The sequence below is a fragment of the Prosthecobacter sp. genome (assembly GCF_044232965.1).
GTDB lineage: Bacteria > Verrucomicrobiota > Verrucomicrobiia > Verrucomicrobiales > Verrucomicrobiaceae > Prosthecobacter.
Genome location: NZ_JBIIKX010000009.1, coordinates 33758 through 59987, shown reverse-complemented (window position 1 = coordinate 59987; position 26230 = coordinate 33758). Strand labels below are relative to the sequence as shown.

Genomic DNA, 26230 nt, shown 5'->3' with positions numbered 1-26230 from the left:
CCAACCTCTGACTTCTCACTACTTACCCCTCACATCCCCTTCCCATGTATTTCCTCGGCATCGACAGCGGCACACAGAGCACCAAGGCCATCATCCTGGACCTCGACAGCGGCAAAATCATCGCCACCGGCCACAGCAGCTATGATTTGATCGAAGGACTGCCGCCGGGGCATCTCGAACAAGATCCGCAGTCGTGGCTCGACGCGGTGGATGCGTCCGTCCGTCAGTGCTTGGAGCAAATCGGCAGCGACAAGGCAAAGATCGCCGGGATCGGCGTTAGCGGACAGCAACACGGCCTCGTGGCGCTCGGCGCGGATGACCAACCGGTGCGCCCGGCCAAGCTGTGGTGCGATACTTCCACCCAAGCTCAGTGCGCGGAGATCGCGCATCATTTCGGCGGCCAGCCAGGCGTGATCGCCGTCGCGGGCAATGCGATGCTGCCGGGCTACACGATTCCGAAGCTGCTGTGGATGAAGCAGAACGAGCCGGAGAACTTCGCGAAAACGAAAACCATCCTGCTGCCGCACGATTACATCAACTTCTGGCTCAGCGGCGTGAAGCGCATGGAATACGGCGATGCGTCAGGCATGGGCATCCTCAACGTGAACACGCGTCAGTGGGCCTATGAAATCTGCGACTACATTGATCCGAGCGTGCGCGGCATGCTGCCACCGCTCGGTTCGTCCAAATCGGTCCACGGCACCATCCGCAAGGAACTCGCCGCGCAGTGGGGCCTGAGCTACGACGTGATCATCAGCGCCGGCGGCGGCGACAACATGATGGGCGCGATCGGCACCGGCAACATCAAGCCCGGCGTCGTCACCGCCAGCTTCGGCACCAGCGGCACGCTTTATGGTGTCGCTGACAGTCCTGTCGTCGATGGACAGGGCGAAGTAGCCGCGTTTTGCGACAGCACCGACCAGTGGCTGCCGCTCGTCTGCACGATGAACGTCACCGTCGTCACCGAGCAGGTGCGCGAGATGTTCCGCTGGGATTTGAAGATGCTCGAAACCGCCGTGAAATCCGCGCCCGTCGGCGCGGACGGCGTGATGTTCCTGCCTTACCTCAATGGCGAGCGCACCCCGAACCTGCCGAACGGCACCGGCGTCATCCACGGTCTGCGTCCGACGAACATGGCTCCTGCCAACATCGCCCGCGCCGCCGTGGAAGGAGCCACCCTCGGTCTCGCCTACGGTTTGAAACGTTTCCGCGATCTCGGCATGAATCCCACCGAGATCCGCCTCACGGGTGGTGGCAGCAAGAGCGGTGTGTGGCGTCAGATCGCCGCCGACTGCTTCAACGCCGAGGTCGTCACGCTCAACACCAGCGAAGGCGCCGCGCTCGGCGGAGCCATCCAGGCCGCCTACGCGCACGGCAACCAGACTGGGAAAGTCAGCTACGAGCAGCTCTGCGCCAAGCTCGTCACCCTCGACGAATCCACCCGCTGCAAACCGAATCCCGAGAACGCCGCCTTCTATGCCACCCAGCTCGAAAAACAGATGGAGCTCACCGGTCGTCTGAATCAAACCGGCTGGCTGTAAATCAAGATGGCCAGGATTCGCATCAAAAACGTCGGAAAGCTCGTCGCTTGGCTCATGCGAGGCATCGGCATGACCCTGCGCTGGGAAATTCGCGATGACGCGGGTGTCTTCGATGCCACGCGCAAAGGCTGGATCTGGTCCTTCTGGCACAACCGCATGTTTCTCATCCCCTGGCTGCACCACGAGTGGTTTGCGAACGTGCCGGGCACCATTTTGACCAGCCCGAGCAAAGACGGGCAGATCATCGCCGATGTGTGTGAGAGCTTTGGCATCGAAGCCGAGCGCGGATCGAGTTCCAAGCCCGAAAAAGGCATGAGCGCCCTGATCGCCCTCGCCGCGAAGGCGCGTGAAGGTTACGAGATCGGCATCACGCCCGATGGGCCACGCGGCCCGCTGCATCGAGTGCAGCCCGGCATTGTGAAACTCGCGCAGCTCACCGGCGTGCCGATCATTCCGGTGCACCTCCACTACAGCCACGCCATCAAGTTCAAGACCTGGGACGAGTTTCTCCTGCCACTGCCCTTCGCAAAGGTCACCATCGTCTTCGACAAGCCGCACCTCATTCCACGCCGCATGAGCGAGGAGGAATTTGAGCAAAAGCGGGCCGCATTGGAAGATGTGATGCGGGTTGGGACCACTCTTGAAAATCTCCAGTGTGCCCGCTAGCCTCCACGGCATGGAAACGCTCTCCGTCCGTTGCAACCACTGCGGTGCCCCGCTTCAGGTGGCCGAGAACACCCGCTTCGTCACCTGCCAGTTCTGCCAGAGCAGCCTGGAGGTGAAGCGCACCGAGTCCTCGATCTTCACCGAGGAGGTCGCGAAAATCGCCGCGAACACCGGCAAGATGGCCGAGAGCCTTGAGGTCATCACCGTGCAGAATGAGATCGAGAAACTGGACCGCGAAATAGGCCTGGGACAGGTGCCGGCAACGAAAAAAGGCGGCGGCGGTCTTGCCGGAGGCATCGCGGGGGCCGCGTTTGGGCTCTTCTTTGCGGTGGTCTGCTTCCTCATGGCCTCGGGATTCTCCTCCGCAGGCGCGGGCATGTTCACCATCGTGCCCGTGGGCATGGGCATCTTTGGCCTTGTGATGGCGGGTTCGGCTTTGATCGGCGGTGTGAATCGCGAAGCGGACCGCTCCAAATACCAAGAGCGTCGTGAGGAACTGGAACGTCGGCTGGAGGAGTTGAGGCAAAAGTAATGCTCATCGCCTTTCACAAGCCCTTCGACGTGCTCTCCCAGTTCACGCAGGAGCATCCCTCGCACCGCACGCTCGCCGAGTTCGGCTTTCCACCGCATGTCTATGCCATCGGCCGCCTGGATCGCGATTCCGAAGGTCTTTTATTGCTCAGCGACGAGGCACATTGGAACGACCAGCTCCTCAATCCCCGCCACGCCCACCCGCGCACCTATCACGCCCAGGTGGACGGCGTGATCAGCGACGAAGCGCTGCGCAAACTCCGCTCCGGCGTCGATTTGAAGGAGTTCCGGTCCCTCCCGTGCAAAGCGCAGCGCCTCGACATCGAACCCGCCCATCCGCCGCGTGATCCGCCCATCCGCTTCCGCAAAAATATCCCCACCTCCTGGCTCGAACTCACCCTCACCGAAGGAAAAAACCGCCAGGTCCGCCGCATGACCGCTGCCGTTGGCTTCCCCACGCTGCGGCTCGTCCGAGTGAGCATCGGCGGGCTGAGGCTGGCCAATTTGGGGATCAAGGAAGGCCAATGGCGGGAATTGACCGCCGAGGAGCAGCGGAAGGTCATCCAGCTGTCAAAATAGAGTCAAGGTCTTCAAGACGGCCAACTTGACCACTCCTTGACCTCTTGACTGCCTCCCCATTTCCCCACTTGCGCCCCTGGCCTCGCGTGCCACTTTCCGCGCCCTTTCCCCAACCCCAGCATGGCCCTCATCGTCCAGAAATACGGCGGCACCTCCGTCGGCAATCCCGAACGAATCCGCAATTGCGCACGCCGCATTCTGGAAACGCAGCGCGCGGGCAATCAGGTCGTCGCCGTCGTCTCCGCCATGTCCGGTGTGACCGACAACCTCATCAAGCTGGCCAAGGAAGTCTCTCCCGAACGTGACCCCATCGAGCGCGAGATGGACGTGCTCCTCGCCACCGGCGAGCAGACCACCATAGCCCTCACCGCCATGGCCATCAACGCCCTTGGCGGCAAAGCGGTGTCCCTCACCGGCGCGCAAGCAGGTATTTCGACCGATGGCGTGCATACGAAGGCCCGCATTGTGAACATCACGCCCGATGCCGTGAAGAAAATGCTCAACGAGGGCAACATCGTCATGCTCGCCGGCTTCCAGGGCGAGACGGCTAGCGGCGAAATCACCACGCTGGGTCGCGGTGGCAGCGATTTAACCGCCATCGCCATGGCAGCCGCCATCAAGGCCGACCTCTGCCAGATCTACACCGACGTGGACGGCGTCTTCACCTGCGACCCACGCGTGGTGAAGACCGCGCAGAAGATCCCCGAGATCAGCTACGAGGAGATGCTCGAAATGGCCTCCTCCGGCTCCAAGGTGATGCAAAGCCGCAGCGTCGAGTTTGCCAACAAATTTGGTGTGCGCTTTGAAGTGCGCAACAGCATGAACAACAACCCCGGAACCATCGTGAAAGAAGAATCCCCCGGCATGGAATCAGTCGTCGTCCGCGGCGTCAGCCTCGAGCGCAATCAGGCCAAGGTCACCATCGACGACGTCGCCGACCGCCCCGGCATCAGCGCCGCCATCTTCGGTGCCATTGCCAGCGCGAACATCACGATCGACATGATCGTGCAGAACGTCAGCTTCGACGGCATCACGGACATCTCTTTCACCCTGAGCGCTGCCGACCTCCCGAAGGCCGAGGCCGCCCTCAAAGCCGTGCTTCCTGGCATCGGTGACAAAGCCCAGCTTCGCACGCAAAGCAGCATCGCCAAGCTCAGCGTCGTCGGCATCGGCATGCGCAGCCACAGCGGCGTCGCCGCCAAGATGTTCAAGGCCCTCGCCGACGCGAAGATCAACATCCAGATGATCTCCACCAGCGAGATCAAGACCGCCGTCATTGTTGATGAAGCCGAAGTGGAAAACGCCGCCCGCGTCGTCCACACGGCGTTTGGTTTGGATGCGTAAGCAACCGGCCTGCGGGATGGGCGCCTATCACCATTGAGCATCATTTCACATCCCAGATGAGGCAACGTGGCTGGGGGTATTTGGTGACTTCAAAACGATGGACGAGGAATTCAATCCCTACCACCCGCCGCAGTCATCAGGCTCGACTATTCCGACGAAGCAGCCCCTTCGCAGGAGGGCTGGCTGCATTCGTGGTTCACTTGGCTGCGGATGTTTACTGCCACTGCTGCTTTTCGTAATCACCGCCTTGTCTGGCGATACGGGCGGCCCGCTATTCTGGCCCATTCTGATCGTTTTCGGAGGGATGGTCGGTGCCGTGCTCGGAACTATCTTCGCACCACGCGAGTGCTCACGTTCGATCACTTCGCATGCTTCGCGATGAAATCGACGATCGGTGTCGAATCCTCCAACCCATGCGGATGATGCCCCACGCTTGGCTTGCGGATCATCGTGATGCTGCCACCGAGCGCCTTGTAGCGTGATTCGATCAGGCCCGTGTTCTCATCCCAGGGCACCACGTCATCGGCATCACCAAAGACATGCAGCAGCGGCACGCCTGACTTTGCGAGTGGAGCGAGGCTGTCCACCGGATTGCCCTTGTAGGCGAGCGCCTCAGCCTCGTCTTTGAAACCCCACAGCTTCAGCACAAAGCCCCAGTTACGCGGATCACCTTTGCCCTTACCTTTGCCGCCGGGCCAGCTCTTGAAGTCGCACACGGGCGCGTCGCCGTAGATGCAGGAGACCTTGTCGGGGTTCGCGGTGGCCCAGTTGTAGCAATACAGGCCGCCGCGGCTCAGACCGACGAGGCTGGGCTTTGTGCTCAAGCCATAGTTTGTCGTGAGTTCGGCGTAGCATTGGTTCCACAGCTTCACCGCATCAGGGCAGCCGAGCATGTCATTGATCTTCATATAGACGATGTGGAAGCCCTTGCCGAGCAACGCGATGTCTGGCGCGGGCTTGTGACCGAAGAACTCGCCATGCCAAACCCACGGACGGCCTGCGGCGGCTGTTTTCGGCGCGACGACAGTCACGGACTTGCCCGCGATGGTGAGTTCGTGCTTCGCGTAGCCGTTCCACTCGCCAGCACGGTTGGGGAAGACGATCTCCTTTGATTTCGCCAATGTGCGGGCCTCCGCGTCGAGTTCCGCAGTCTTTTTCAGCGCTTCTTCAATCGGTAGACCGGGCGCATTGCCAGGACGCTTGTGCCCGACGTGACTGAGCCACGCAGGACGCAGAATGGCGTGCTTCTTTTTGATCACCGCGAGAATCGCCGCGCCATTCGGATGATCCGGCGTGCCATCCGCCTTCACTTTCAAGCCCCAAGCATCGAGAACAGCCTGCGCCATGAGCACATGACCTTCCGGGCCGGGATGCACACCATCTTTGGAGAAGGTGAACTGCGGATCGGTCTTCCGCTTCTCCGCGATGGCGGCATTCATCGGGCCGTGGATGTCATAAACGGTCCACTTCGCCTCGCTGCGCATGTCGAGCAGCCAGTCGGCGTAGAAGTCGAGCACCTCGTTGTAGCCTTTGTATGGATGTGAACCGTCCACCTTGTCCGCTGGGGCTACTTTCTGTGCGATGGGCACCGGATCAAACACCGGCGGCGTGAGGTGAATGATGCGGGCACCGGCGGCGGTGACTTTGTCATGCAGCTTCTTCATGCCATCCTGAAAGGCTTTTGTGCGCACGGCACCGAGCGGGAGGTAGATGCCGTCGTTCATGCCGTAGCACGCGAAGACGAGCTGCGGCTTGGCTTTCTCCAAAGCACGGTCGAGTCGCTCATGCAGATCGGGACGCGGGAACTTGCCACCCGCGTGGCCTTCCTCGCTCAAACCGCTCACCGTTTCACTGCTCAGGCCCAGCGGGATGATGATCTTGTCCGAGTCGGGATGCTGCGCGACGAGCGCGGCCTCGATCACCTCAATATAGCCGCCGCCTTGTGTGATCGAATCACCGAGGAAGAGGATGCGTTGTTCTTGGGGCAGTTCAGCGGCGCATAGGCCGGTGGCGAGGAGGAGGGAGAGGAGGAGAGGACGCATGAGAATGAAATTAGATGCCGACGAGTTCGCGCAGCGGCGTGCCGGCGTCCGTCACAGGGCGCGGGCGCTGGATGGGATCAAGGAATTCGTGATTCGGCCGGATGCCGAGCAGATGAAACATCGTCGCGGCCAGATCCGGCGGTCGCACAGGCCTGTCCGCCGGGAACGCGCCAATCTTGTCGCTCGCGCCGATGATCTGACCGCCCGCGATACCTGCACCGGCCATGGCGACGGAGAACACATTGCCCCAGTGATCGCGACCACCGCTTTTGTTGATCGTGGGCGAGCGCCCAAACTCGCCCATCACGACCACGAGCGTCTCATCCAGCAAACCGCGCGACTGCAAATCCTGGATCAGCGCCGAATAGGCCACGTCAAACTGCGGCGCGAGCACGTCACGCACGCGTGGACCATTGCGCTGATGCGTGTCCCACAGCGGACTGCCTTCATTGAAATCCCCCGGCTCGCGCGGCCAGTTCACCTGCACCAGCCGCGTGCCTGCCTCGACGAGCCGACGCGCCAGAAGCACGCTCTGGCCGAATTTGCCACGCCCATAGCGATCCCGCATCGCCGCTGGCTCGCGCTCGATCTCCAGCGCGGCACGGCTTTCCGCCGAGTGGATCAAATCAAAGGCCCGCTGATGCATCGCGTCCGTTTCATTGATCAATGGATTCGCCAACGCAGCACGAAAACTCGAGTCCATCTGCCGCAGCAGGCTGCCGCGCTCGGAGAAGCGCACATCCGTCATGCCGTCGGCCAGGCTCATGCCCTCGATGCGCATGCGTTCCGCCGCCGGATCACACTTGATGAGCTGCGGATGCCACGGTGCGCCCATGAAGCCGCCATTCTGGCCCGGCCACACGATGTTGCCGTTGTTTTCGATTCGCTCTGGCAAAACGACCGACGACAGCGGTGAGCGCTCGCTCGGTTTCAGCGCCCCCACCGCCGCCGCGATGCTCGGCCAGTCGTTGCCGCTCGGCGGCACGCTCTCCGCTTTCGACAGCGGCTCATAGCCCGTGAGCATGAACGCACCGCTCGTCGAGTGCGCATTGATGCCCGTCGTCATCGACCGAATCACCGCGATCTGATGCATCCGCTTCGCCGTGCGCGGCAGCGTCTCCGAGAAATGTACGCCCGGCACCGAGGTCGGGATCGACTTGAAGTCCCCGCGAATCTCCAGCGGCGCGTCCGGCTTTGGATCAAAGGTCTCATGCTGCGGCGGTCCGCCGCTCAGAAACAGGATGATGCAGCTCTTCGCCCGGCCAAACGAACCATCCTTGCTCTTGAGCCCCTTCGCCTGAAGCAGCGACGGCAACGAAAGCCCCAAACAGCCCAGTCCGCCGACGCGAAGCCATTCGCGGCGGTTGAACGGGGTGGTTGGATGACCAGAAAACATCGGCGCAGACTACGCCTCGCGTCGAGTCAGTCTCTCAGCTCACCTTAACCCTCGGCTCGTGTCCGATAAGTTGGAAGCCGCAGTTTCCACCGCATCGCCGCCAGTCGCAGCACCAAAATAACCGCCATGCCGATGTAGCGATGGTTTTCTGATACCGGCAGCCACTTTTGCAGCAGCACAAACACCAGTGCGCCAACAAACACCGCCGTCGCATACAGATTCACATCCGGCTGAAACACCAGCGGGAGCACGCCGCGCAGCACATCACGCAAAATGCCGCCTGCCACTCCGGTGACAATGCCCAGCAGAATCGCCACGATGCCCGGCGCACCAAACGCGAGCGCCTTCTCCGTGCCCGCGATGCCAAACAAGGCCAAACCAAACGCATCGGCGATGGCAAGCATCTTTTCAGGCATGTGAACGAACCGAGCCGCCACAAACGTCACCACCGCCGCGATCAGCGCCGTCCAGACGTGATGTGGCTGCTCGATCCAAAACACCGGGCGCACGCCGAGACACAAATCCCGAATCGTCCCGCCACCCACCGCTGTCACCAATGCCAGCACCATCACGCCAAACAAATCCATCCGCTTTCCCTCCGCGGCAAGCACAGCGGCGATCGCACACACGGCGACAGCGAAGTATTCGATCCAGGCAGGCATGTTCATTTCAAAAGTTCCGCTGGCAGATCCTGTGGCGGCTGCGTAGAAACAGATGGGAGCTTCAAGGTAGAGTTCACTTGAGCCACACGCCTCACCTCGCCACCAGTCGCAAGAAACAACGCGCCCTCCGTTTGTCCGGCATTGATGAGTTCCTGCGCTTCGCTCTTCGCCCGCGAGCAGGTGAACTTCCCCTCGGTGATGGCTTGCAGCTTGCCGTCCACGGTTTTCACCCAGCCATTGCCGAACTCGCAGCGGCGCTCCTCCGTCACACTTTTTGTGTCGCGACGAAAGTCTTCCACGAACGAATAGAGCCCCGACAACGGCTTCCCGCCGGTCGTCACGCGGAATGTGACAAGATGCTTCCACTGGCGCTTCACAGGCTGATACAGCCATCCAGCATACGCGGTCTTCCCGCCCTCGATCGTGGCCTGCACGATGCAGCGGACCTTTTCGCCGATCTTCCAATCGAAGGCCGTCATGCTCTTGCCGCCCGTGCCTTCGCCGCCAAAGCGCGAGACTTCGACGCCCTTGCCCTCATGAAGCACTTCCACGCGCTGCTCCAACGGCACGTGTTCAGGATTGTCGCCTTCCGCCGGGTCCCACACGGAAAAGATCGCCACTTTGCGACCATCGCCGAGCTCCTGGATGCCGAAGTAGCCCGTGTTCCAACCGCAAACCATGAAGTAACTGCCGCGCGTGCTTTTCTTCACCGTGGCTTCATTGTAAAACCATGTCGAAGCCGGTGCTGGCCAACCGAAGTGAATCGAACACGCCGCCGTCGGCTCCGCGCTTTGGCCGGAAGTGACTGCGAGACTCAGCAGGAGAATGAGGGAATGAATGATTCGTTTCATGGTTTCTTGGGGTCGATGCTTTTGACTTCGATAGGTGGCTTCGGCGGTTCGGGATTCCATTCGGCTTTCGGCGTGATACCGAGGTGCTCGTAAATCATCGGCACCAGTGCCGTCTGCGGCACAGGCTCGTTTAGCAATTTATCACGCGATAGCTCTTTGCCATGCGCCACGAGCCAGATGTTCCGCTCCGCCTCGCTGTCGCCACCGTGGCTGTTTCCTCGGCCACCGTGATCTGTGGTGATGAGAACCAGCCAGTCCTCCTCGGCAAACTTTGGCCTCGCTTGCATGGCACGAATCAGTTCGCCCACATGCGAGTCCACATGGCTGATCGCATTGAGATAGAGCGTGCTGTCCGGCGAGAAACTCGCCCGTGAATCCACCGCGCCGTGCCCGAACTCATCCACCTGGCCAAAATAAACGAAAATCGTGTCCGGGTTCTGCGTGCGCAGTGTCTTCAGCGCCTCGTCGCGCACCTCGATGTCCTTCTCCGGGTTGTCGATGAAGTGCCGCTTCGCATCCGGCACACAGGTGAACTTCACATCGAGGTACTCTTTGCCTTCCACGCGTGAACCATCCGCGATGAAGTCGTGAATCGGCGGCCAGTCAGCGAACGATGCGCAAAACGCTTTCGGCTTCACCTCCTTGAGGTGCCGCATGAAGTGCGAGTAGCTTTGAAATCGACCACCGATGAATCGATTGTCCTTCACGCCGTGCTTGTTCGTCCACACGCCCGTTAAGAGGCTCGTCCAGCCTGGCCCGCTCACCGTCGGTTGATGCGTCGGCGTCCCCAACTCCCCGCCAGCGTAGCATTGGCGTGTCAGCAGCCCTTTATCGTCTTCACTGAGCGCTTTCATCTGCGGAGCCATCCCACGCTCCATCGCCGCCACAACCGCATCCGCGCGGCAGCCATCGATGCCGATGAAAAGCACGCGCTTGCCACCAAACGCTCCCTCTTTGCCTGGACCATGTGCAAGCGCACCACCATTGAAAGCCAGCGTGAGTATCCAGGTGAGAAGTCGTGACCAAGTCATGTGGGTTTAATGGTTCAAATAATGCTCGATGCCGTTCAGGAACATCTGCACGGCCACCATGACCAGTAGCATGCCCATGAGTCGCTCCACCGCCATGGCCCCTTTCTCCCTCAACACCCGTGCGATGGCAGGCGAGCACAACAAGACAGCCGCAGTGATTGCCCATGCGATCATCAGCGCCGCGAACCACCTCCACAGCATCTCCGGCTGTGTGCTCACCAGCACCAGCAGCGTCGCCAGCACTGACGGCCCGGCAACCATCGGCGTGGCCAGCGGCACGATGAACGGCTCGCTCATCGGCTCTTCGTCACGCCTCGACGGTGGGAAGATCATCTTCAGCGCGATCAGAAACAGCACGATGCCCCCGCTGATGAACAGCGCCTCCTGCTTCAAATGCAGCAGGCCCAGCAGCCACGGCCCGGCAAACAAGAATGCCACCAGAATCACCAGCGCAACCACCAGCTCTCGTGCAATCACCTGCAGCCGCTTCTCCGCCGGCACTGGTCGCAACGCGGACACAAACGTCGCCACGTTTCCCAGCGGATCCATGATCGTCAGCAGCAGCAAAGTGGCGGAAAGTGTGTCCACGCTCAGTTCGACAAGGTTTTCGAGAAATCAGCCCACAAATCACCCACCATCTTTCCGGTGATCTCCTTCCACATCTCATCGCGATACTTCCCCGCACGCAACGCCGCGTTCAGTTTCACCACCAAGCCCGCTCCATGTTGCTTCTCGCACCATTCGAGAAAGATCGCCGTCGTCTTGTAGGCATCCTTGTAGCTCGCCAGTCGCGTCAGCTTCGGCCTCGGTGCCTGCGGCTCGAAATGAACGATGCGCACCCAGTCCGCGATGCCCTCTACGAGCCATCCTGGACCACCTGCTGGATACGCTTGCACCACATGCGTCAACTCATGCACCACCATGCCGCAGTCATCGGGATGCGAACGCACAAAGGCCGCCGAGATCGTGATCTTGCAATTGGCGGCATGCGCCACGCCTTTCATCGCCGGATCAAAGTACAGCGTGACCTCCTTCGGCGATGTGAAGCCTTCCGAAGGCAACAGCGCGGCGATTTTCGGAAACCACTCCACGCACAGCGTGCCTGCCTTGCCGCCCCACTCCTTCAAATCCGCTGCGTCATTCGTGTCCACCAATGCTACGGCTTTTATTGAAGCGATTTTCGACACCGTGCGCGTTTTCGCGACCAGCACGAGATCATGACGTCGCTTCGCTTCATCTCGTTTGAAGATCGGGCCGACCTCAACCACGCAGTTTTCACCATCGGCTTTCACCCAAGCGCAATCCGGCGAATCCGGGCCGCCATTGTCGGGATAATAAGCGTGCGCCTTTTTGAGCGCCACCTTCGCGCCGTTCAGTCGAGGCCAGCCAAACGTCACATTCACCTTGGGAATGCCCGACCTCGGAATCTTCGACGTGCTATACACTTCGACGAAGGCGGAGTGCTTCTCCCAGAAGGTGAAATCGCTGCCCTCAAAGCGCAAACCGCCAACCTCATGCACCGCGCCCTTCGCATCGCGGATCGTGCAGGTGAACCAGGTGCTATCACCTTCCTTCGCACCTTTCGTGATGCACCAAGTGTAGGTGCCCTTAGTCCACGCAAATGGCCTGCGCACGCTGGCGAACTCACCTTCGTAACCTGCGCTTTCGAGGATGCAGTCTGCTGCCGCTGTTCGCACATGATCGAGGCCAATGGGCGTCGTCTTGTCACTCGACCAGCGTGAGAAAATGCCACCCTTGCCGCGATGCACCCGCTCGCGGCTCTCCTTCGTGGCCCAGCCGTTGATGTTGGTCTGGATGCCCCCGTAGAATTGCAGGCCATTAATCTTCGCGATGCCGCAGGGCGAGATGTAGAGATTGTAATCGCTCGGCACATCCCGGTCGATCGTCACATCGACCTCTAGCGAAGCGAAATGATCCACCGGTTTCTCAAAGTCCCACCAAACATTCGCCACATGCCACGGCGATGGCGGCAACGTGACTCCCGCAGCCTTCGCCATTTCCTCAGGGGAAGGTTGTTTGCAGAGATCTTCGGCAAAGCCTGATGAGAGGAGCAATGCAAGGAATGTCAGGGTTGTTTTCAAGGTTAAATGCCGAGTTGTTGTTTCACTTCTGTAAACGCTTTCACCGCCTTCTCCAGGTCCTCCCGCGTGTGCGCGGCGCTGATCTGCGTACGAATGCGGGCTTTGCCCTGCGGTACGACAGGGAAGCTGAAGCCGATGACATAGACACCGCGCTCCAGCATCGCATCGGCGAACTTCGACGCCAAAGCTGCATCTCCTAGCATCACCGGCACGATGGGATGCTCTCCGGGCACGATATTGAAGCCAGCGACGGTCATTTCGGCGCGGAAGAAGCGGGTGTTCTCCCCCAGGGTGTCGCGCAGCTTGGTGGACCGCTTGAGCAGGTTCAGCGCGGCGATGGAAGCACCGGCAATCGAAGGACAAAGCGTGTTCGAGAACAAGTAAGGCCGGGAACGCTGCCGCAGCAGCTCAACGATCTCTTTCTTGCCGCTCGTGTAGCCGCCGCTGGCACCGCCGAGAGCTTTGCCGAGCGTTCCAGTCAGGATGTCGATGCGGCCCATGACATCACAATGTTCATGCGTGCCGCGCCCCGTCTTGCCCATGAAGCCGACGGCGTGGGAGTCATCCACCATCACCAAAGCACCGTGTTTGTCCGCCAGATCACAAATCGCCTTCAGCGGGGCGATAAAGCCGTCCATCGAGAACACGCCATCGGTGGCGATGAGCTTGAAACGAGCGCCTATGGCATCAGCGGCGATCAATTGCGCCTCCAGGTCGGCCATGTCGCAGTTTTTGTAGCGATAGCGCTGCGCTTTGCACAGGCGCACACCGTCGATGATCGACGCATGGTTGAGCTCGTCGCTGATGATCGCATCCTCGTGGCCAAGGATGGTTTCAAACAGGCCGCCGTTCGCGTCAAAGCAGGAACCGTAGAGGATCGTGTCTTCCGTGCCGAGAAAGTCACTCAGACTGGCCTCCAGCTCCTTATGCACGCTCTGCGTGCCGCAGATGAAGCGCACGCTCGCCAGTCCATATCCCCACTGTTCCAGCGCCTCATGCGCCGCCTGGCGCACCTTCGGATGCTGGGCGAGGCCGAGGTAGTTGTTCGCGCACATGTTCAGCACCGCCGCGCCGCCATTCGCACGCACGAGCGTGCCCTGCGGCGTCGAGAGCACGCGCTCGCGCTTGTAAGTGCCTGCGGCGCGAATGGCGTCGAGTTGCGCGATGAGATGAGTTTGAAAGGCGGAGTTCATGGCATTCAATTTGTCCAATCCAGCACGACCTTGCCGCAGTTGCCGCTTTCCATGGCGGCGAAGCCTTGTTCGAACTCGGTGTAGTGGAAGCGGTGGGTGATGACGGGTTTGATGTTCACGCCACTTTCCAGCATCACGCTCATCTGATACCAGGTCTCGTACATCTCGCGGCCGTAGATGCCGTGGATGGTGAGCATGTTGAAGATGACCTTGTTCCAGTCGATGGCGATGCTCTCGCTGGGGATGCCGAGCATCGCGATCTTGCCGCCGTGGCACATGTTGTCGATCATTTCGCGGAAGGCGGCGGCGTTGCCGCTCATCTCGAGGCCGACATCGAAGCCTTCCTTCATGCCGAGCTGCTTTTGCACGTCGGCGATGGTGCCGGTTTTGACATTGAGAGCAACCGTCGCGCCCATTTTCCGCGCGAGATCGAGGCGATACTCGTTCACATCGGTGATGATGACATGACGCGCGCCCGCATGCTTCACCACTGGAATCGCCATGATGCCAATCGGACCTGCACCGGTGATGAGAACGTCTTCACCCATGCATTCAAAAGCGAGCGCGGTATGCACGGCGTTGCCAAACGGGTCGAAAATGCTCGCGACTTCCTCGTCCACACCTTCGCGGTGATGCCAGACGTTTGTCATCGGCACGCTGATGTATTCGGCGAAGGCACCGGTGCGGTTCACGCCGATGCCGACGGTGTCTTTGCAAAGGTGGCGTCGTCCAGCGAGGCAGTTGCGGCATCGCCCGCAGACGACGTGGCCTTCGGCGCTGACGATTTCGCCGGGATGGAAGTCATTCACGTTGCTGCCGACGGCGACGACCTCACCCACGAACTCATGCCCGACGACCATCGGCACGGGGATCGTTTTCTGCGCCCAGGCATCCCACTTGTAGATGTGCAGGTCGGTCCCGCAGATGCCGGTTTTTCGAACCTTGATGAGGACATCATTGATGCCGACCTGCGGCTCCGGGACATCCTGGAGCCAGAGTCCGCGCTCCGAGCGTGCTTTGACGAGTGCTTTCATGGTTATGGCGGTATATTGGACATGAATCCAATAAATCGGCAACCGGATTTTTTGGCTCAGGCCAGCACTTGGCCGATCACATGCCCAAAATCACGCTCCAGACGCTTGCGGCCAGGAATTTCCAACTGATGAGGATCAAGGCCGAGCAAGTGCAGGATCGTGGCATGCACGTCGGTGACGTAATGCGGATGCTCGACGGCATGGAAGCCGAGTTCATCGGTTCTGCCGTGGATGGTGCCGCCTTTGACGCCGCCGCCGGCCATCCAGATACTGAAGCCATACGGATGATGATCGCGGCCATCGCTGCCTTGTGATCCCGGTGTGCGGCCGAACTCAGTGGCGAAGACGACGAGCGTGTCGTCGAGCATGCCGCGCTGCTTGAGGTCTTTGAGCAGGCCGGAGATCGGCTTGTCCACCTGCTGCGCAAGCATGGAGTGGTTCTTCTTCAAACCAGAATGCGAATCCCAAGCACCTGCAGCGCCATCGCCATGCTGAAGCTGGATGAAGCGCACGCCGCGTTCGGCGAGACGGCGAGCGACGATGAGTTGTCGCGCGAATGGCTCGGTCACCTTGTCATCGAGACCATAGAGCTTCTTGGTCTCGTCGCTCTCCGTGTCGAGATTCATCGTCTCGGGAACAGCGGTCTGCATGTTAAAGGCGAGCTGGTAGCTCTTCATGCGAGCGGCGAGCGTCTTGTCGCCGGGATACTGCTCGGCGTTGAGTGTGTTGAGCTTGTGGATGAGGTCGAACTGCACCGCTTGCTCGGTTTTGCCGACGGCGATCTCAGGTGCGGCAAAGGTGAGCGGATTCTTCGGATCGACCTTGATGTTCACCGCGTCATAGGCCGGGCCGAGATAGTGCCCGTCTCGAATATCAAAATAGCGCGGCCCCATGTTGATGAACGAAGGCAGATTGTCCGTCATCGAGCCAAGACCATACGTCACCCATGCGCCGAGCGTCGGCACGCGCGGCTCCAGCATGTGGCGGCCGCTGTGGAACTGCACCTGCGCGCCGTGGTTGTCATCCGTGGTCCACATGCTGCGGATGAAGGCGATCTCATCGGCGCAGGAACCGATGTGCGGGAACCAGTCGCTGATTTCGATGCCGCACTGGCCGTACTTTTTGCGGCCGACTTGCAGCGGGTAAATCGTCGTGCGCTGCTTGCCGTTCGCATCGTTCACCACGACCACGCGCACCTTTTTGAGCTTCTCCGGATCCATCACGGACTTGTAGGGAGTGTCGCTGATCGACTTGCCCGCATACTTCGTGAGCATTGGCTTCGGATCAAAGCTCTCCATGTGGCTCACCCCGCCGCGCATGAACAGCCAGATCACGCGCTTCGCTTTTTGTGGGATCACCGGCAGCCCGCTCGGCGGCTGCCAGCCTTCCTCGGCCTTCAGCATGGACGCGACCGCGATGCTGCCGAGACCGCCGAGGATGTCGCGGCGGAGGAAAGGTGTCGGCTGATGCATAAAGTTCATCGTAGGGTGACGAAGTCGTTGTGATTGATGAGCGCCTGCAAAAACAGGCTGCGGTTCTGTTTCAACGCCGCGAAGCCCTCCAAACTCGCCAGCCGCTCTGCTTCCGAGGGCGGACGACCGAGCACGGCGAGAAAGGATTGCGTCACAAAAGGCTCCGCATCGAGCTTGCCGAGCTTTGCGGCCAAGGCGTCGGCGCATTCGCGGCTGAGCTTGCTGTTCGTGAGCGCGAGCGCCTGCTGCGGCACGACGCTTTCGTTGCGGCGATAGCATTCGAGGACATTGCTGTTGTCGAAGACGGCGAGGAAGCGGTGCTCGGTATCGGCGTTCTGCACAAAGTAGAGCGAGCGGCGTGGGCTGGTCTCAGATGATGCGGGATCAAGGCTGGGACCGCCGAGCGTGAGATCGAGCTTCCCGGCGAGATGCAGCAGGCTGTCGCGCACGACCTGGCTTTCCATGCGCCGCGGATTCATGCGCCAGTAGTTCACGTTGTCAGGATCAGCAGCCACGGTGGCGGCATCGGCCTCAGCATTCGAGGAACTGCGGCGATACAATTCGGACAGCACCATGGCGCGATGCAGATGCTTCATGCTCCAGCCGCTGTTCATGAAATCGACCGTGAGCGTGTCGAGGATGTCCTGATGCAGCGGCGCCAGCGAGCGGCGACCGAAGTCATCCATGTTCGCCACGAGCGGCGCGCCGAAGTGCCGCATCCATACTTGGTTCACCATCACGCGAGCGGTGAGCGGATTGCGCTTGTCGGCGATCCATTTGGCGAAGGCGAGTCTGCGGCCCGTGCTGGTGTCGGGATAGGTCTGCACGGTCGCGTTGGTGCTTTCCTCCGGGCCTTCCTGCGCTTTCAAGCTCGCGGGCAAGGACGTGTAAGCCTCGCCGGGTGCCGCAGCTTTCTTCTTGGCCTTCTCCAGTGCTTCGCGGGTGGCTTTGATCTTCTTCTCAGCGTCCTTGGCCTTCGGGTCGGCCTCCGCTTTGACAAGATCGACCTCGGCCTGTGCCAGTTTGTAATTTGCCTCGGCGGCAGCAGCGGCCTGGGCGAGTGATTTGTCCTGTTTGTCCTTATCCGCGGCGAAAACGGCGCGAATCATCGCGGGCTTGGCCTTGGCGGCAGCGAATTGTTTTTCAGCCAGAGCGACGGCAGCTTTCGCATCCGCGAGCGGCACTGACTTGTCAGCGGCAGGCTCGCGCAAAACGGCATCGGCAGCCAGTTCCGCGAGCTTGAAACTGTGAAACTCGACATCGGCATCGAAGGCGGTGAGCGCGAGACTGCCTTCGCGGCGGTTCTGCGGCAAACGATACGCCAGCACCGGCTCGCCATTGATGCTGGCGTTGATGAGCTGGCCGCGCACACGCAGATCGAGCGTGTAGCGCACGTCCTGCGAGATGGTTCGAGCCACGGTGCCTGCGGCGGGATAGCTGGACTTGCCGTCGTTGGCGACCGCCACCTGAATCTTCGATCCGCCGCTGACGGCGCTCATGTAAACCATCACATCGTCACCATCCGCGTTGTCGAAGGCGATGCCGACGGATTTCCATTTCTGCCCGCCGCGAATGGTGAAGCTCAAACTGGCCTCGAAGTCGGATGGTGGTGAGATCTTTAGGCGCAGCGCGCGGCGCGCGGCTCCGGTTTCATGCTGGCGCACACCTGTGGCTGAATGCTTCCAGTCTCCTTTGAGGATCTCCCATTGCTCGGGCTTCGCGGCGGTGAAGTCATCGCTGATGAGCACCTTGGGCGTTGTCACCGACTTCGCAGCAGGCTGAGGTGATTTGGCGAGCGCCTGCCGTGCTTGATCTAGCGCCTTCTGCGCGGCGGTGATGTCGCGCTCAGCCGCACGAAGCTGATCTTCGAGGACAAACGGCAGCAGCGCCGGTTTGGCGGAGGCTGGCGGCAGTTTGACGGATGCCGGTTGGAAAGAAGCGAACTCCAGCACTTGCGGAATGCCGGGCGTCAGCGGCCTGGATTTGTCCTCGTTCTTCTCATCCCCGCGCACATGGCGGAAGGTTGGTTTGTCGAGGTGGAGGTCGAAGACACGCGGCAGGCCATTTTTTTCGAGGTCTGTCTCGCCTTGCCACGGATCGAGGCGCACATGCAGCGGCTCGAAGATGGCGCGCATGCGATAATAGTCGCCCTGCTCGATGGGATCGTATTTGTGGTCGTGGCACTTCACGCACTGCATCGTCAGGCCGAGGAAGGCGCGGCAGGTGTGCTCGATGGTTTCGTCGAGCCAAGTGGTGCGGTTGAAGAGATAGTAGCTTCGCGCGAGGAAGCCAGTGGCGCGCAGGTTGTCGCGGTCCTCGGGCGCGAGTTCATCGGCGGCGAGCATCTGCACGATCATCTGGTCGTAGCCTTTGTCGGCGTTCAGCGACTCAACGATCCAGTCGCGCCAGTGCCAGATGTGCTTCTGCGAATGACGGAGCTGAGCGCCGAGGCCATACCAGTCGCAGTAGCGCCAGATGTCCATGAAGTGGCGGGCCCAGCGTTCGCCGTATTGCGGCGTGCCAAGCAGATGATCCACCACACGCTGCCGTGCAGGCATCGACGTGTCCTTCAAAAACGCCGCAATCTGTTCCTGCGACGGCGGCAGGCCGATGAGATCGAGATACACGCGGCGGAGCCAGATCTCCGGCGTGGCTTCGGGTTGCGGTTTGAGATTCTTCGAGGCGAGACGTGCTGCGAGCAGCGCATCGACCGACTTGCCGGACGACTTTGGCAATTGGTAGGCCCAATGCGCGCGCGGATCGGCCTCGGGCTCTTCATTCGCAATTGCGGGCGCTCCAGCCGCGAGCCAGGCTTTGAGTTTGGCGACCTGCTCGGTGTTGAGCATCGAGCCCTCACCTTCAGGCGGCATGCGATCATCCTTGTCGGTGGTGGTGACGCGTTCGAGCAAGAGTGAATGATCGCCTGCGAGGATGTCTCCACCATCGCCGCCCTTGCGCATCGCGGTGGCGGTGTCGAGCCGCAGATCAGCCTTCTGCTTCAAAGCACCGTGGCAGGCGTAGCAGCGCTCTTTGAGCAACGGCTTGATCTCCTTCTCATAATCCACTGCCAGCGCAGGAGGTGCCAGCCAAGCGAGCGCAAGAATTCCTCGTGTCAGGAAAACACGCGGAAGTGGATTGGGAGTGGCATTCTTCATGGGCAAGGCGACCGAGACATTACGCCGCCAGAATAAGAACTCTTTGCTGTCCAAAAACTGACTTCCCAAGCCTTGGAGCGTCTGCCATCCTGATTTCCTCATGCGCCCGCTCCTTTTTGCCGCTCTCACGCTGTCATCGGTTTTCGCCGGAGACGCCACCGTCATCGAAAAAACACCCGGACTTGTCGGCTTCTGGACGTTTGGCGAGGAGCCCGGGCAAAAACGCGTCTCGCAGGGCACGAAGGAAAAACATCCGCTCAGCGAGGTGAACGGCCCGATCAAACGCAGCACCGGCGGTCCGTTCTCCGGTTACGCTGCTGATTTGAATGGCAGCCAGTATTTCGAGATCAAGCACAGCGAGACGGGCGATTTGAACATCAACGGCAAGGACGCGCAGGTCTCGATGTTTGCCGTCGTACGCATCGTGGATCTCAAAAAGAGCCGCACCATCGCCGGCATGTGGAGCGAGGGGAAAGGCGCGAACGACGACACCGGCACGCGGCAATACGCGCTGCTCATGAATATGCCAACCTACGGCGGCAGCCGCCAGCTCGTGCCGCACATCAGCAGCGAGGGCGGTGTGACGATGCGCGCCGACGGCACAAAGTTCCCGTGGTGCGCTGATTACGCCGCCACGAAACGCGAAGTGCCGGAGGAGGAGTGGTGTACGCTCGCCTTCACCTACGATGCCAAATACCTCCGCGCCTACATCAACGGCGGGCTCGACGAGCGGCAGCTCGATGCCGTCAAAGACAAGCGCAACGACCCGTATTTCACCAAAGAAGGCCCCGAAGGCAAAGATCGCGGCATGAACCCCTACTACCACGGCCGCGGCATCTTCAAGTATGACCCGGCTCTGCACGCGAAGACAAAGATCGCGCCGTCCGATTTCACCGTCGGTGCCCGCATGGCCGTCGGTTCGATGACCGGTGAGGCGACCATTGGCAAGTTCGGCGGCCTCGCTGTTTTTAATCGTGCTTTGAGCGACGCGGAGATCCAAACCCTGCATGTCGCGGCGGGAGTGGAGGCACTGAATGCCATGCCGCCGCCAAAGCCGGTGATCTTACGTCATCCCAAAGGCAGCGTGACCTTGGAAGGTGAAAACGTGCTCTACACGCTCGACGGCACTGATCCGGTGGCGAAATCCAATCCGTATCTCGCGCCAATCGCGCTCGCCAGCGGGGGCACGGTGAAGGCGCGTTCATTTTCCAAGGATCGCAAACGCATGAGCGAGATCGCGACGATGGTTTACGAGCCGTTGCCGGGCCATCAGCCGCTGCCGAGCACCGTCGTGCCCGTCACGCAGGATCGGAGCTGGCCCAGCTACGACTGGCGGAAGCGCCACGAGCTCACCAGCGCCGCCGTGAAGCGTGCGAAGCCGCAGATTCTCTTCATCGGCGACTCCATCACCCATTTCTTCGGCGGTGAGCAGTTCGACGGCTACGCACTGCGCGGCAAAAACACCTGGGACGAATTCTACGCGCCGCGAAAGGCCGGAAATCTCGGTTTTGGCTGGGACAAGACCGAGAACGTGCTCTGGCGGCTCCAGCACGGCGCGATCGACGGCATCGCGCCGAAGCTCGTCGTCATGATGATCGGCACGAACAACACCGGGGACGGCTCGGCGGCCGACATCGCGCAGGGGATCATCGCCATCGTCTCCGAGCTGAACCAGCGCCTCCCGCAGTCGAAAATCCTCCTGCTCGGCATCTTTCCTCGTGGGGAGAAGCCAAACCCGCAGCGTGAAAAGATCGCGGTGATCAATCAACTCCTGGCCCAGCTCGATGGTGAGCAAAATGTCACCTTCCTCGACATCGGCGCGAAATTTCTCACTCCCGAGGGCCTGATCACGAAGGATATCATGCCCGACTTCCTGCACCCCAACGAAAAAGGCTACCGCATCTGGGCCGAGGCCATCGAGCCGACGGTGAAGAAGCTGATGGGGGAGTGACCTGGACCGCGTTTGCCCGCTGGACAATCCCGCTGCTTTCCGCTCCAATACAATCCGCATGAATTTGAATCTCCTCGCCGGCCTTCTGGCGCTCGCCTGCGCCTCCATTGCATCTTCCCAGACATCTGAGACATCGGTCGCTCCGCCGCAGCCGGCGTCCTTTGAGTTCCAGGACGGTGACCGGCTGGTTCTCATCGGCAACACGGTGCTGGAGCGTGAGCAGCGCTACGGCTCATTCGAGCCACGGCTGGCTATGGCGTTGGGAGAAACGAAAGTCAGCGTGCGGAACCTCGCGTGGAGCGGGGACACCGTGTTTGGCCATGCGCGTTCGTATTTCGGGCCGCCGGAGGAGGGGCTGCAACGCATGGCCACCCACCTGGAAATGCTGAAACCTACGGTCGTGATCCTGTGCTACGGCTCCGAGCTGGCCTTCGAGCGCCTCGGCGGCCTGCCGGACTTCTTGAGCGGCTACCGCAGTCTCATTGAAATGATCCGCGCCAAGTCGCCCGGCGTGCGTGTCATCATCGCCACGCCTCCACCGTTGGAAAACCTCCCGCCGCCGCTGCCGGAGCTCAGCATGGAAAACAAGAACCTCTCCAGCCTGCGCGACGCGCTGCGCAAGTTCGCCGGCATGCAAAACGCGTTCTTCGTCGATTGGTTTGAGCTCATGGGCGGCCTGCCCAAGCCGGGCAACACCGCGAAGCCGCTCACCGAAAACGGCGTGCATTACACGCGTGAAGGCTACGAAAAACTCAGCGCCAAGCTGATCGAGGGCCTCGGCCTGAAAATGCCTGACGCGCCCTCCCCCGCGCTGGAAAACCTGCGCCGCGCCGTCATCGCCAAGGACACGCTGTTCTTCAATCGCTGGCGCCCGCACAACGAGACCTACCTTTTCGGCTTCCGCAAACACGAGCAGGGCCAGAATGCGAAGGAAATTCCGATGTTCGACCCGCTCATCGCCCAGGGTGATGAGGTCATTCAGAAGCTTAAGGCCGAGGCGCTGGCGCAGACGCGCAGGCCTTGAGGCTCGGCATTTGTCGCTTCAAACCACCGCCTTCTTCACCTTGCCGAAGTCCGTGCCGAGGAAACGCTTGGCGAGATTCTCAGCCTGCTCGGAGTGGTCGGTAAGGTAAATCTCCAGCGAGGGCTTCGACTTGATCGTCCGCAGCAGCCCGTCCTGCTCCAGCTTCGCTTTCACATGAGCGGCGCAGGTGCTGGCAGAGTCCACCAAGCGCACTTTCTGGCCAAGCATGCGTTTCAGCACGGGAATGAGCAGCGGATAGTGCGTGCAGCCGAGCACGAGCGTGTCGATACCCTTGTCGAGCAGCGGTTTCAAATACTCGCGCAGCACGGATTTGAGCGCCGGATGATCAATCCAGCCCTCCTCGACAAACGGAACGAGCAGCGGCGTCGCCCGCGCCTCAATCATGATGTCCGGCCGCCTCATGGCGATCTCATGCTGATACGCATGGCTCCGAATGGTGCCCGCTGTGCCGATGATGCCCACGCGCTCGCAATTCGGCTCCGCAAGCGTCGCCTCGACCCCAGGGCCGAGCACACCGATCACCGGCACGCGGAACGTGGCCTGCAAAACGGGCAGCGCATGCGCCGTGGCGGTGTTGCACGCCACCACCACCGCTTTGACACCATTCGACACGAGAAACTGCGTGTCCTCCATCGAGAAGCGCCGGATCGTGTCCGGCGACTTTGAGCCATACGGCACGCGGGCCGTGTCTCCAAGATAGATGATGGACTCGTTCGGCAGCAGGTCGCGCAACGCCCGCACCACGGTTAACCCGCCCACGCCGGAGTCAAAAACGCCGAGGGGACTGTTTGCGGTGACGGGGGGGCTCATAGGAATGACGAATGACGAATGACGAATGACGAATGACGAATGACGAATGACGAATGACGAATGACGAATCAATGACGAAATCAGAATTCGTCTTTCCGCATTCTGCATTCGTCATTTTCTCGTGAGCTCCACGATCACCGCCTTCTGCGCGTGCAGGCGGTTCTCGGCTTGGTCGAAGATCACGTCGGCATTCGCTTCCATGACTTCCTCCGTGATTTCCTTGCCGCGATAGGCGGGGAGGCAGTGCATGACGATGGCGCCGGCCTTGGCGTGCTTCAGGAGCGCGTCGTTGATCTGCCAGGGCTTCAGGGTCTCGATGCGGTCGGCGCTTTCGGCTTCCTTGCCCATGCTGACCCACACGTCGGTGTAGAGCACATCGCAGCCTTTCACCGCCTCGGCAGGATCATCGACGACACGGATGCTGCCGGATGGCACATGGCGCATGAAGCTCTCCTGCGGCTGAAAGGCCTTTGGAGCGCCAATGATGAGTTCAAAGCCGAGCCGGGCGCTGGCCCAAATCCATGAACGGGCCACGTTGCAGTCGCCATCGCCAAGGAAACAGACGCGTTTGCCCGCCCAGCCGCCGAGCCGCTCTTTGATCGTCTGCAAGTCGGCCAGGATCTGGCAGGGATGCTCGTCGTCGGTGAGCGCGTTGATCGTGGGGATGCCGCTGAACTTGGCGAAATCGACCACATCCTGCTGCGCGAAGGTGCGGATGACCGCGCCATGAATCATGCGGCCCATGACGCGCGCCGTGTCCTTGATCGGCTCGCCACGGCCAAGCTGGATGTCGGCCCCGGAAAGGAACATGACCTGACCGCCGAGTTCGCGAATGCCCACCTCAAAGCTCACGCGGGTGCGCGTGGACGACTTGGTGAAAATCAGCGCCCACTGCTGCCCGGTGAGCACCTGCGGCGACGATTTACGGTCCTTTTTCAGCACGCACGCGAGATCGACGATCTTTTCGATCTGTTCCTGGCTGAGTTCTTCGATGGAAAGGAGGTGTTTCATGGGCGGGCTTGTCAAAAGGGTCAAGGATTGGTCAAGAAGGTCAAGACGCGGCGATGGAATCCAGCACGCCTTTGAAGATGGACAGTCCTTCCTCCGCGTGCTGGGCCGTGATGTTCAGCGGCGAGAGCCAGCGGACAACGTTCGGACCGGCCGGTGTGACCATCATGCCGGCGTCGAGGAGCTTTTGCGCGAGGAAGATGGAGGCGGGTTTGTCACCGGCTTTGGCTTTGAAGGCCTCGGCGTTGAGTTCCCAGCCGATGAAGAGGCCGAGTTGGCGAACCTCTTTGATCAGCGGCTGATTCCAAGCACGCCCTGCGGCCGCGATGGCAGCGCCGCGTGTTTTGGCGTTGTCGCAGAGTTTTTCATCCAAGATCGTGCGCAGCGTGGCGATGCCGACAGCGCAGGCGAGCGGAGAGCCACCGTAGGTCGTGCCATGCGTGCCGGGGCCGAGCACCTTGCTCAGATCGCGACGATCATTGACCCAGAACGAGCCGAGCGGGAAGCCGCTGCCGATCGCCTTGGCCCAACTGATGCCATCGGGCTGAATTTCATCGCCAGGAATGATGCTGCGCCAGCCGGCCATCTCACCGGCGCGGCCGAAACCGACCTGCACTTCATCCAACAGCAGCAGCAGGTCTTTCTCGCGGCACAAACGCTGTGCTCCGCGCAAAAACTCGGCGGTGACGGCATGCACACCGCTTTCGCCCTGAACCGGCTCCACGAGAATCGCGACGGTTTTGTCCGTGATTGCGGCTTCGAGAGCCTGCAAATCATTAAACGGCACATAGACGAATCCGGGTGGCAGCGGACCAAAGCCGCCATGGATCTTCTCCTGCGCCGTGGCGGTCATCGCGCCGAACGTGCGGCCATGAAACGAGCCGGTGAAGGTGATGATCTCGTAGCGTCCGCCAGTCTGCTGGCCGTATTTCCGCGCCAGTTTGAGCAGTCCTTCATTCGCTTCCGCGCCGCTGTTGCAGAAGAAGCACTTGCCGGGGATCTGCACGCATTCCTCGACCAAAATGCGCGCGAGTTCGGCCTGTTTGTCGATGCAATACCAGTTTGAGACATGGATGAGCGTGTTCGCCTGCTCCGTGAGCGCTTTCACCACCGGCGGCGGGCAATGACCAAGCGGGCACACGGCCACGCCGCCAGCGAAGTCGAGATACTTCTTCCCATCGCGATCCCAAACATACGGACCTTCACCACGCACCGGCCACACGTCGTAACGGCCGTAGTTTGGCAGGACGTATTGGGAGAGCCATTGGGTTTCAGGGTGAGGAGCGGACATGGAGGTTTAGTGTCGTGGAGTGATGGTTAGCGGTAAACTTCGCGGCGGTGACCGATTTTGATAACCATGACGATGAGTTGCGAGTCTAGGATGTCGTAAATGATGCGGTAGTCGCCCACGCGCACGCGCCAGGAATCATTGCCGCTCATCTTGATCGCATCCGCACCACGCGGATCTGACTCAAGCACCTTGAGCTTCTTGATGATCCGGGTTTGAAGTGCCCGATCCAACTGGTCGAATTCTTTCCGCGCCGAACGGGAGAGACTAGTCTTGTAGGTCGGCATCGGTAATCCCCAGCTCCTTCATGACTTCCTCCAGAGGCACGACGTCCGTTTCCCCGCGCTCGATCTCGCCACGGATACGTTTCACATCTTCAATGTCCTCGATCTCTTCAAGAGCCTCGTGAATCCCGAGCATGATCTCGCGCATCTCTTCGGGCGAGAGGGTGACGATGTCAGCAAGCTTTTCTTTGGCGACGGTACTCATGGCTGGAGAATAATACCCGCAGATGAAACGGCAACCCGGC

General features: G+C 60.7%; 23 protein-coding genes. 7 read left to right on the top strand and 16 right to left on the bottom strand.

Annotation, left to right across the window (positions count from 1 at the left end; genetic code table 11):
- The first annotated feature begins 44 nt into the window (after nt 1-44).
- The 5 genes from xylB (at nt 45) to ACILSI_RS06040 (ending at nt 4661) form a co-directional block, all read left to right on the top strand.
- Complete coding sequence (gene xylB, locus ACILSI_RS06060) at nt 45-1541, top strand: xylulokinase (RefSeq protein WP_395720959.1); 1497 nt, start codon at nt 45-47, stop codon at nt 1539-1541.
- A gap of 6 nt (nt 1542-1547) precedes the next feature.
- Nucleotides 1548-2207: a lysophospholipid acyltransferase family protein gene (locus ACILSI_RS06055; protein ID WP_395720958.1), complete on the top strand. Its 660-nt coding sequence runs from the start codon at nt 1548-1550 to the stop codon at nt 2205-2207.
- A 10-nt stretch (nt 2208-2217) separates the two neighbouring features.
- Nucleotides 2218-2739 (top strand): hypothetical protein, encoded by a 522-nt coding sequence (locus tag ACILSI_RS06050; RefSeq protein WP_395720957.1) that lies wholly within the window; start codon nt 2218-2220, stop codon nt 2737-2739.
- Nucleotides 2739-3317 (top strand): pseudouridine synthase, encoded by a 579-nt coding sequence (locus ACILSI_RS06045; protein WP_395720956.1) that lies wholly within the window; start codon nt 2739-2741, stop codon nt 3315-3317. Before ACILSI_RS06050 ends, ACILSI_RS06045 begins: the two co-directional genes overlap by 1 nt.
- A gap of 120 nt (nt 3318-3437) precedes the next feature.
- Nucleotides 3438-4661, top strand: coding sequence for an aspartate kinase (locus tag ACILSI_RS06040; protein ID WP_395720955.1), 1224 nt, complete (start codon nt 3438-3440; stop codon nt 4659-4661).
- A 359-nt stretch (nt 4662-5020) separates the two neighbouring features.
- Here ACILSI_RS06040 and ACILSI_RS06035 read toward each other — a convergent pair whose 3' ends face one another.
- The 11 genes from ACILSI_RS06035 to ACILSI_RS05985 all read right to left on the bottom strand — a co-directional run bounded on the left by ACILSI_RS06035 (nt 5021) and on the right by ACILSI_RS05985 (nt 19599).
- Nucleotides 5021-6703, bottom strand: coding sequence for a GDSL-type esterase/lipase family protein (locus ACILSI_RS06035; protein WP_395720954.1), 1683 nt, complete (start codon nt 6701-6703; stop codon nt 5021-5023).
- 10 nt (nt 6704-6713) lie between these two features.
- Nucleotides 6714-8018: a DUF1501 domain-containing protein gene (locus ACILSI_RS06030; RefSeq protein WP_395720953.1), complete on the bottom strand. Its 1305-nt coding sequence runs from the start codon at nt 8016-8018 to the stop codon at nt 6714-6716.
- A 125-nt stretch (nt 8019-8143) separates the two neighbouring features.
- Nucleotides 8144-8767, bottom strand: a complete 624-nt coding sequence (locus ACILSI_RS06025; RefSeq protein WP_395720952.1) for a trimeric intracellular cation channel family protein — start codon at nt 8765-8767, stop codon at nt 8144-8146.
- A complete protein-coding gene (locus ACILSI_RS06020; RefSeq protein ID WP_395720951.1) occupies nt 8764-9612 on the bottom strand; it encodes a DUF3472 domain-containing protein in 849 nt (282 codons plus the stop codon). The genes ACILSI_RS06025 and ACILSI_RS06020 overlap by 4 nt, the downstream gene beginning before the upstream one ends.
- Nucleotides 9609-10643 carry an alkaline phosphatase family protein gene (locus ACILSI_RS06015; RefSeq protein ID WP_395720950.1) on the bottom strand — a complete coding sequence of 345 codons (1035 nt, stop codon included), beginning with the start codon at nt 10641-10643 and terminating at the stop codon, nt 9609-9611. Before ACILSI_RS06015 ends, ACILSI_RS06020 begins: the two co-directional genes overlap by 4 nt.
- Before the next feature lie 6 nt (nt 10644-10649).
- Nucleotides 10650-11231, bottom strand: coding sequence for a MarC family protein (locus tag ACILSI_RS06010; RefSeq protein ID WP_395720949.1), 582 nt, complete (start codon nt 11229-11231; stop codon nt 10650-10652).
- Nucleotides 11232-11233: 2 nt separating this feature from the next.
- A complete protein-coding gene (locus tag ACILSI_RS06005; RefSeq protein WP_395720948.1) occupies nt 11234-12718 on the bottom strand; it encodes a basic secretory protein-like protein in 1485 nt (494 codons plus the stop codon).
- A gap of 29 nt (nt 12719-12747) precedes the next feature.
- Nucleotides 12748-13938: a glycine C-acetyltransferase gene (locus ACILSI_RS06000; RefSeq protein ID WP_395720947.1), complete on the bottom strand. Its 1191-nt coding sequence runs from the start codon at nt 13936-13938 to the stop codon at nt 12748-12750.
- A gap of 5 nt (nt 13939-13943) precedes the next feature.
- Nucleotides 13944-14972, bottom strand: coding sequence for an L-threonine 3-dehydrogenase (gene tdh, locus ACILSI_RS05995; protein WP_395720946.1), 1029 nt, complete (start codon nt 14970-14972; stop codon nt 13944-13946).
- A gap of 56 nt (nt 14973-15028) precedes the next feature.
- Entirely contained in the window at nt 15029-16444 is a 1416-nt protein-coding gene (locus ACILSI_RS05990; protein ID WP_395720945.1) for a DUF1501 domain-containing protein, read from the bottom strand.
- A gap of 5 nt (nt 16445-16449) precedes the next feature.
- Nucleotides 16450-19599, bottom strand: coding sequence for a PSD1 and planctomycete cytochrome C domain-containing protein (locus ACILSI_RS05985; RefSeq protein ID WP_395720944.1), 3150 nt, complete (start codon nt 19597-19599; stop codon nt 16450-16452).
- 100 nt (nt 19600-19699) lie between these two features.
- Between ACILSI_RS05985 and ACILSI_RS05980 the strand changes: the two genes are divergently transcribed.
- Together ACILSI_RS05980 and ACILSI_RS05975 are read left to right on the top strand one after the other, a co-directional pair.
- Nucleotides 19700-21550, top strand: a complete 1851-nt coding sequence (locus ACILSI_RS05980) for a GDSL-type esterase/lipase family protein (RefSeq protein WP_395720943.1) — start codon at nt 19700-19702, stop codon at nt 21548-21550.
- Nucleotides 21551-21608: 58 nt separating this feature from the next.
- Nucleotides 21609-22574, top strand: a complete 966-nt coding sequence (locus ACILSI_RS05975; protein ID WP_395720942.1) for a GDSL-type esterase/lipase family protein — start codon at nt 21609-21611, stop codon at nt 22572-22574.
- Between the two features lie 18 nt (nt 22575-22592).
- Here ACILSI_RS05975 and murI read toward each other — a convergent pair whose 3' ends face one another.
- The 5 genes from murI to ACILSI_RS05950 all read right to left on the bottom strand — a co-directional run bounded on the left by murI (nt 22593) and on the right by ACILSI_RS05950 (nt 26190).
- Nucleotides 22593-23405 carry a glutamate racemase gene (gene murI / locus ACILSI_RS05970; RefSeq protein WP_395720941.1) on the bottom strand — a complete coding sequence of 271 codons (813 nt, stop codon included), beginning with the start codon at nt 23403-23405 and terminating at the stop codon, nt 22593-22595.
- A 111-nt stretch (nt 23406-23516) separates the two neighbouring features.
- Nucleotides 23517-24416, bottom strand: a complete 900-nt coding sequence (argF, locus tag ACILSI_RS05965) for an ornithine carbamoyltransferase (RefSeq protein ID WP_395720940.1) — start codon at nt 24414-24416, stop codon at nt 23517-23519.
- A 40-nt stretch (nt 24417-24456) separates the two neighbouring features.
- Nucleotides 24457-25704 (bottom strand): aspartate aminotransferase family protein, encoded by a 1248-nt coding sequence (locus tag ACILSI_RS05960; RefSeq protein WP_395720939.1) that lies wholly within the window; start codon nt 25702-25704, stop codon nt 24457-24459.
- Nucleotides 25705-25730: 26 nt separating this feature from the next.
- On the bottom strand, nt 25731-25988 hold the full coding sequence (locus tag ACILSI_RS05955; RefSeq protein WP_395720938.1) for a type II toxin-antitoxin system RelE/ParE family toxin: 258 nt from the start codon (nt 25986-25988) through the stop codon (nt 25731-25733).
- The gene (locus ACILSI_RS05950) at nt 25969-26190 is read right to left on the bottom strand and encodes a hypothetical protein (protein WP_395720937.1); all 222 of its coding nucleotides are present in this window, start codon (nt 26188-26190) and stop codon (nt 25969-25971) included. The genes ACILSI_RS05955 and ACILSI_RS05950 overlap by 20 nt, the downstream gene beginning before the upstream one ends.
- Nucleotides 26191-26230 lie beyond the last annotated feature (40 nt).

Coding starts and splice junctions, on each gene's coding strand:
- argF (WP_395720940.1), bottom strand. CDS start 24,416: ATGAAACACCTCCTTTCCATCGAAGAACTCAGCCAGGAACAGATCGAA.
- ACILSI_RS05975 (WP_395720942.1), top strand. CDS start 21,609: ATGAATTTGAATCTCCTCGCCGGCCTTCTGGCGCTCGCCTGCGCCTCC.
- ACILSI_RS05960 (WP_395720939.1), bottom strand. CDS start 25,704: ATGTCCGCTCCTCACCCTGAAACCCAATGGCTCTCCCAATACGTCCTG.
- ACILSI_RS06040 (WP_395720955.1), top strand. CDS start 3,438: ATGGCCCTCATCGTCCAGAAATACGGCGGCACCTCCGTCGGCAATCCC.
- ACILSI_RS05980 (WP_395720943.1), top strand. CDS start 19,700: ATGCGCCCGCTCCTTTTTGCCGCTCTCACGCTGTCATCGGTTTTCGCC.
- ACILSI_RS06015 (WP_395720950.1), bottom strand. CDS start 10,643: ATGACTTGGTCACGACTTCTCACCTGGATACTCACGCTGGCTTTCAAT.
- ACILSI_RS06050 (WP_395720957.1), top strand. CDS start 2,218: ATGGAAACGCTCTCCGTCCGTTGCAACCACTGCGGTGCCCCGCTTCAG.
- murI (WP_395720941.1), bottom strand. CDS start 23,405: ATGAGCCCCCCCGTCACCGCAAACAGTCCCCTCGGCGTTTTTGACTCC.
- ACILSI_RS06020 (WP_395720951.1), bottom strand. CDS start 9,612: ATGAAACGAATCATTCATTCCCTCATTCTCCTGCTGAGTCTCGCAGTC.
- ACILSI_RS06055 (WP_395720958.1), top strand. CDS start 1,548: ATGGCCAGGATTCGCATCAAAAACGTCGGAAAGCTCGTCGCTTGGCTC.
- ACILSI_RS06025 (WP_395720952.1), bottom strand. CDS start 8,767: ATGAACATGCCTGCCTGGATCGAATACTTCGCTGTCGCCGTGTGTGCG.
- ACILSI_RS05955 (WP_395720938.1), bottom strand. CDS start 25,988: ATGCCGACCTACAAGACTAGTCTCTCCCGTTCGGCGCGGAAAGAATTC.
- tdh (WP_395720946.1), bottom strand. CDS start 14,972: ATGAAAGCACTCGTCAAAGCACGCTCGGAGCGCGGACTCTGGCTCCAG.
- ACILSI_RS06045 (WP_395720956.1), top strand. CDS start 2,739: ATGCTCATCGCCTTTCACAAGCCCTTCGACGTGCTCTCCCAGTTCACG.
- ACILSI_RS05990 (WP_395720945.1), bottom strand. CDS start 16,444: ATGCATCAGCCGACACCTTTCCTCCGCCGCGACATCCTCGGCGGTCTC.
- ACILSI_RS05950 (WP_395720937.1), bottom strand. CDS start 26,190: ATGAGTACCGTCGCCAAAGAAAAGCTTGCTGACATCGTCACCCTCTCG.
- ACILSI_RS06000 (WP_395720947.1), bottom strand. CDS start 13,938: ATGAACTCCGCCTTTCAAACTCATCTCATCGCGCAACTCGACGCCATT.
- ACILSI_RS06035 (WP_395720954.1), bottom strand. CDS start 6,703: ATGCGTCCTCTCCTCCTCTCCCTCCTCCTCGCCACCGGCCTATGCGCC.
- xylB (WP_395720959.1), top strand. CDS start 45: ATGTATTTCCTCGGCATCGACAGCGGCACACAGAGCACCAAGGCCATC.
- ACILSI_RS05985 (WP_395720944.1), bottom strand. CDS start 19,599: ATGAAGAATGCCACTCCCAATCCACTTCCGCGTGTTTTCCTGACACGA.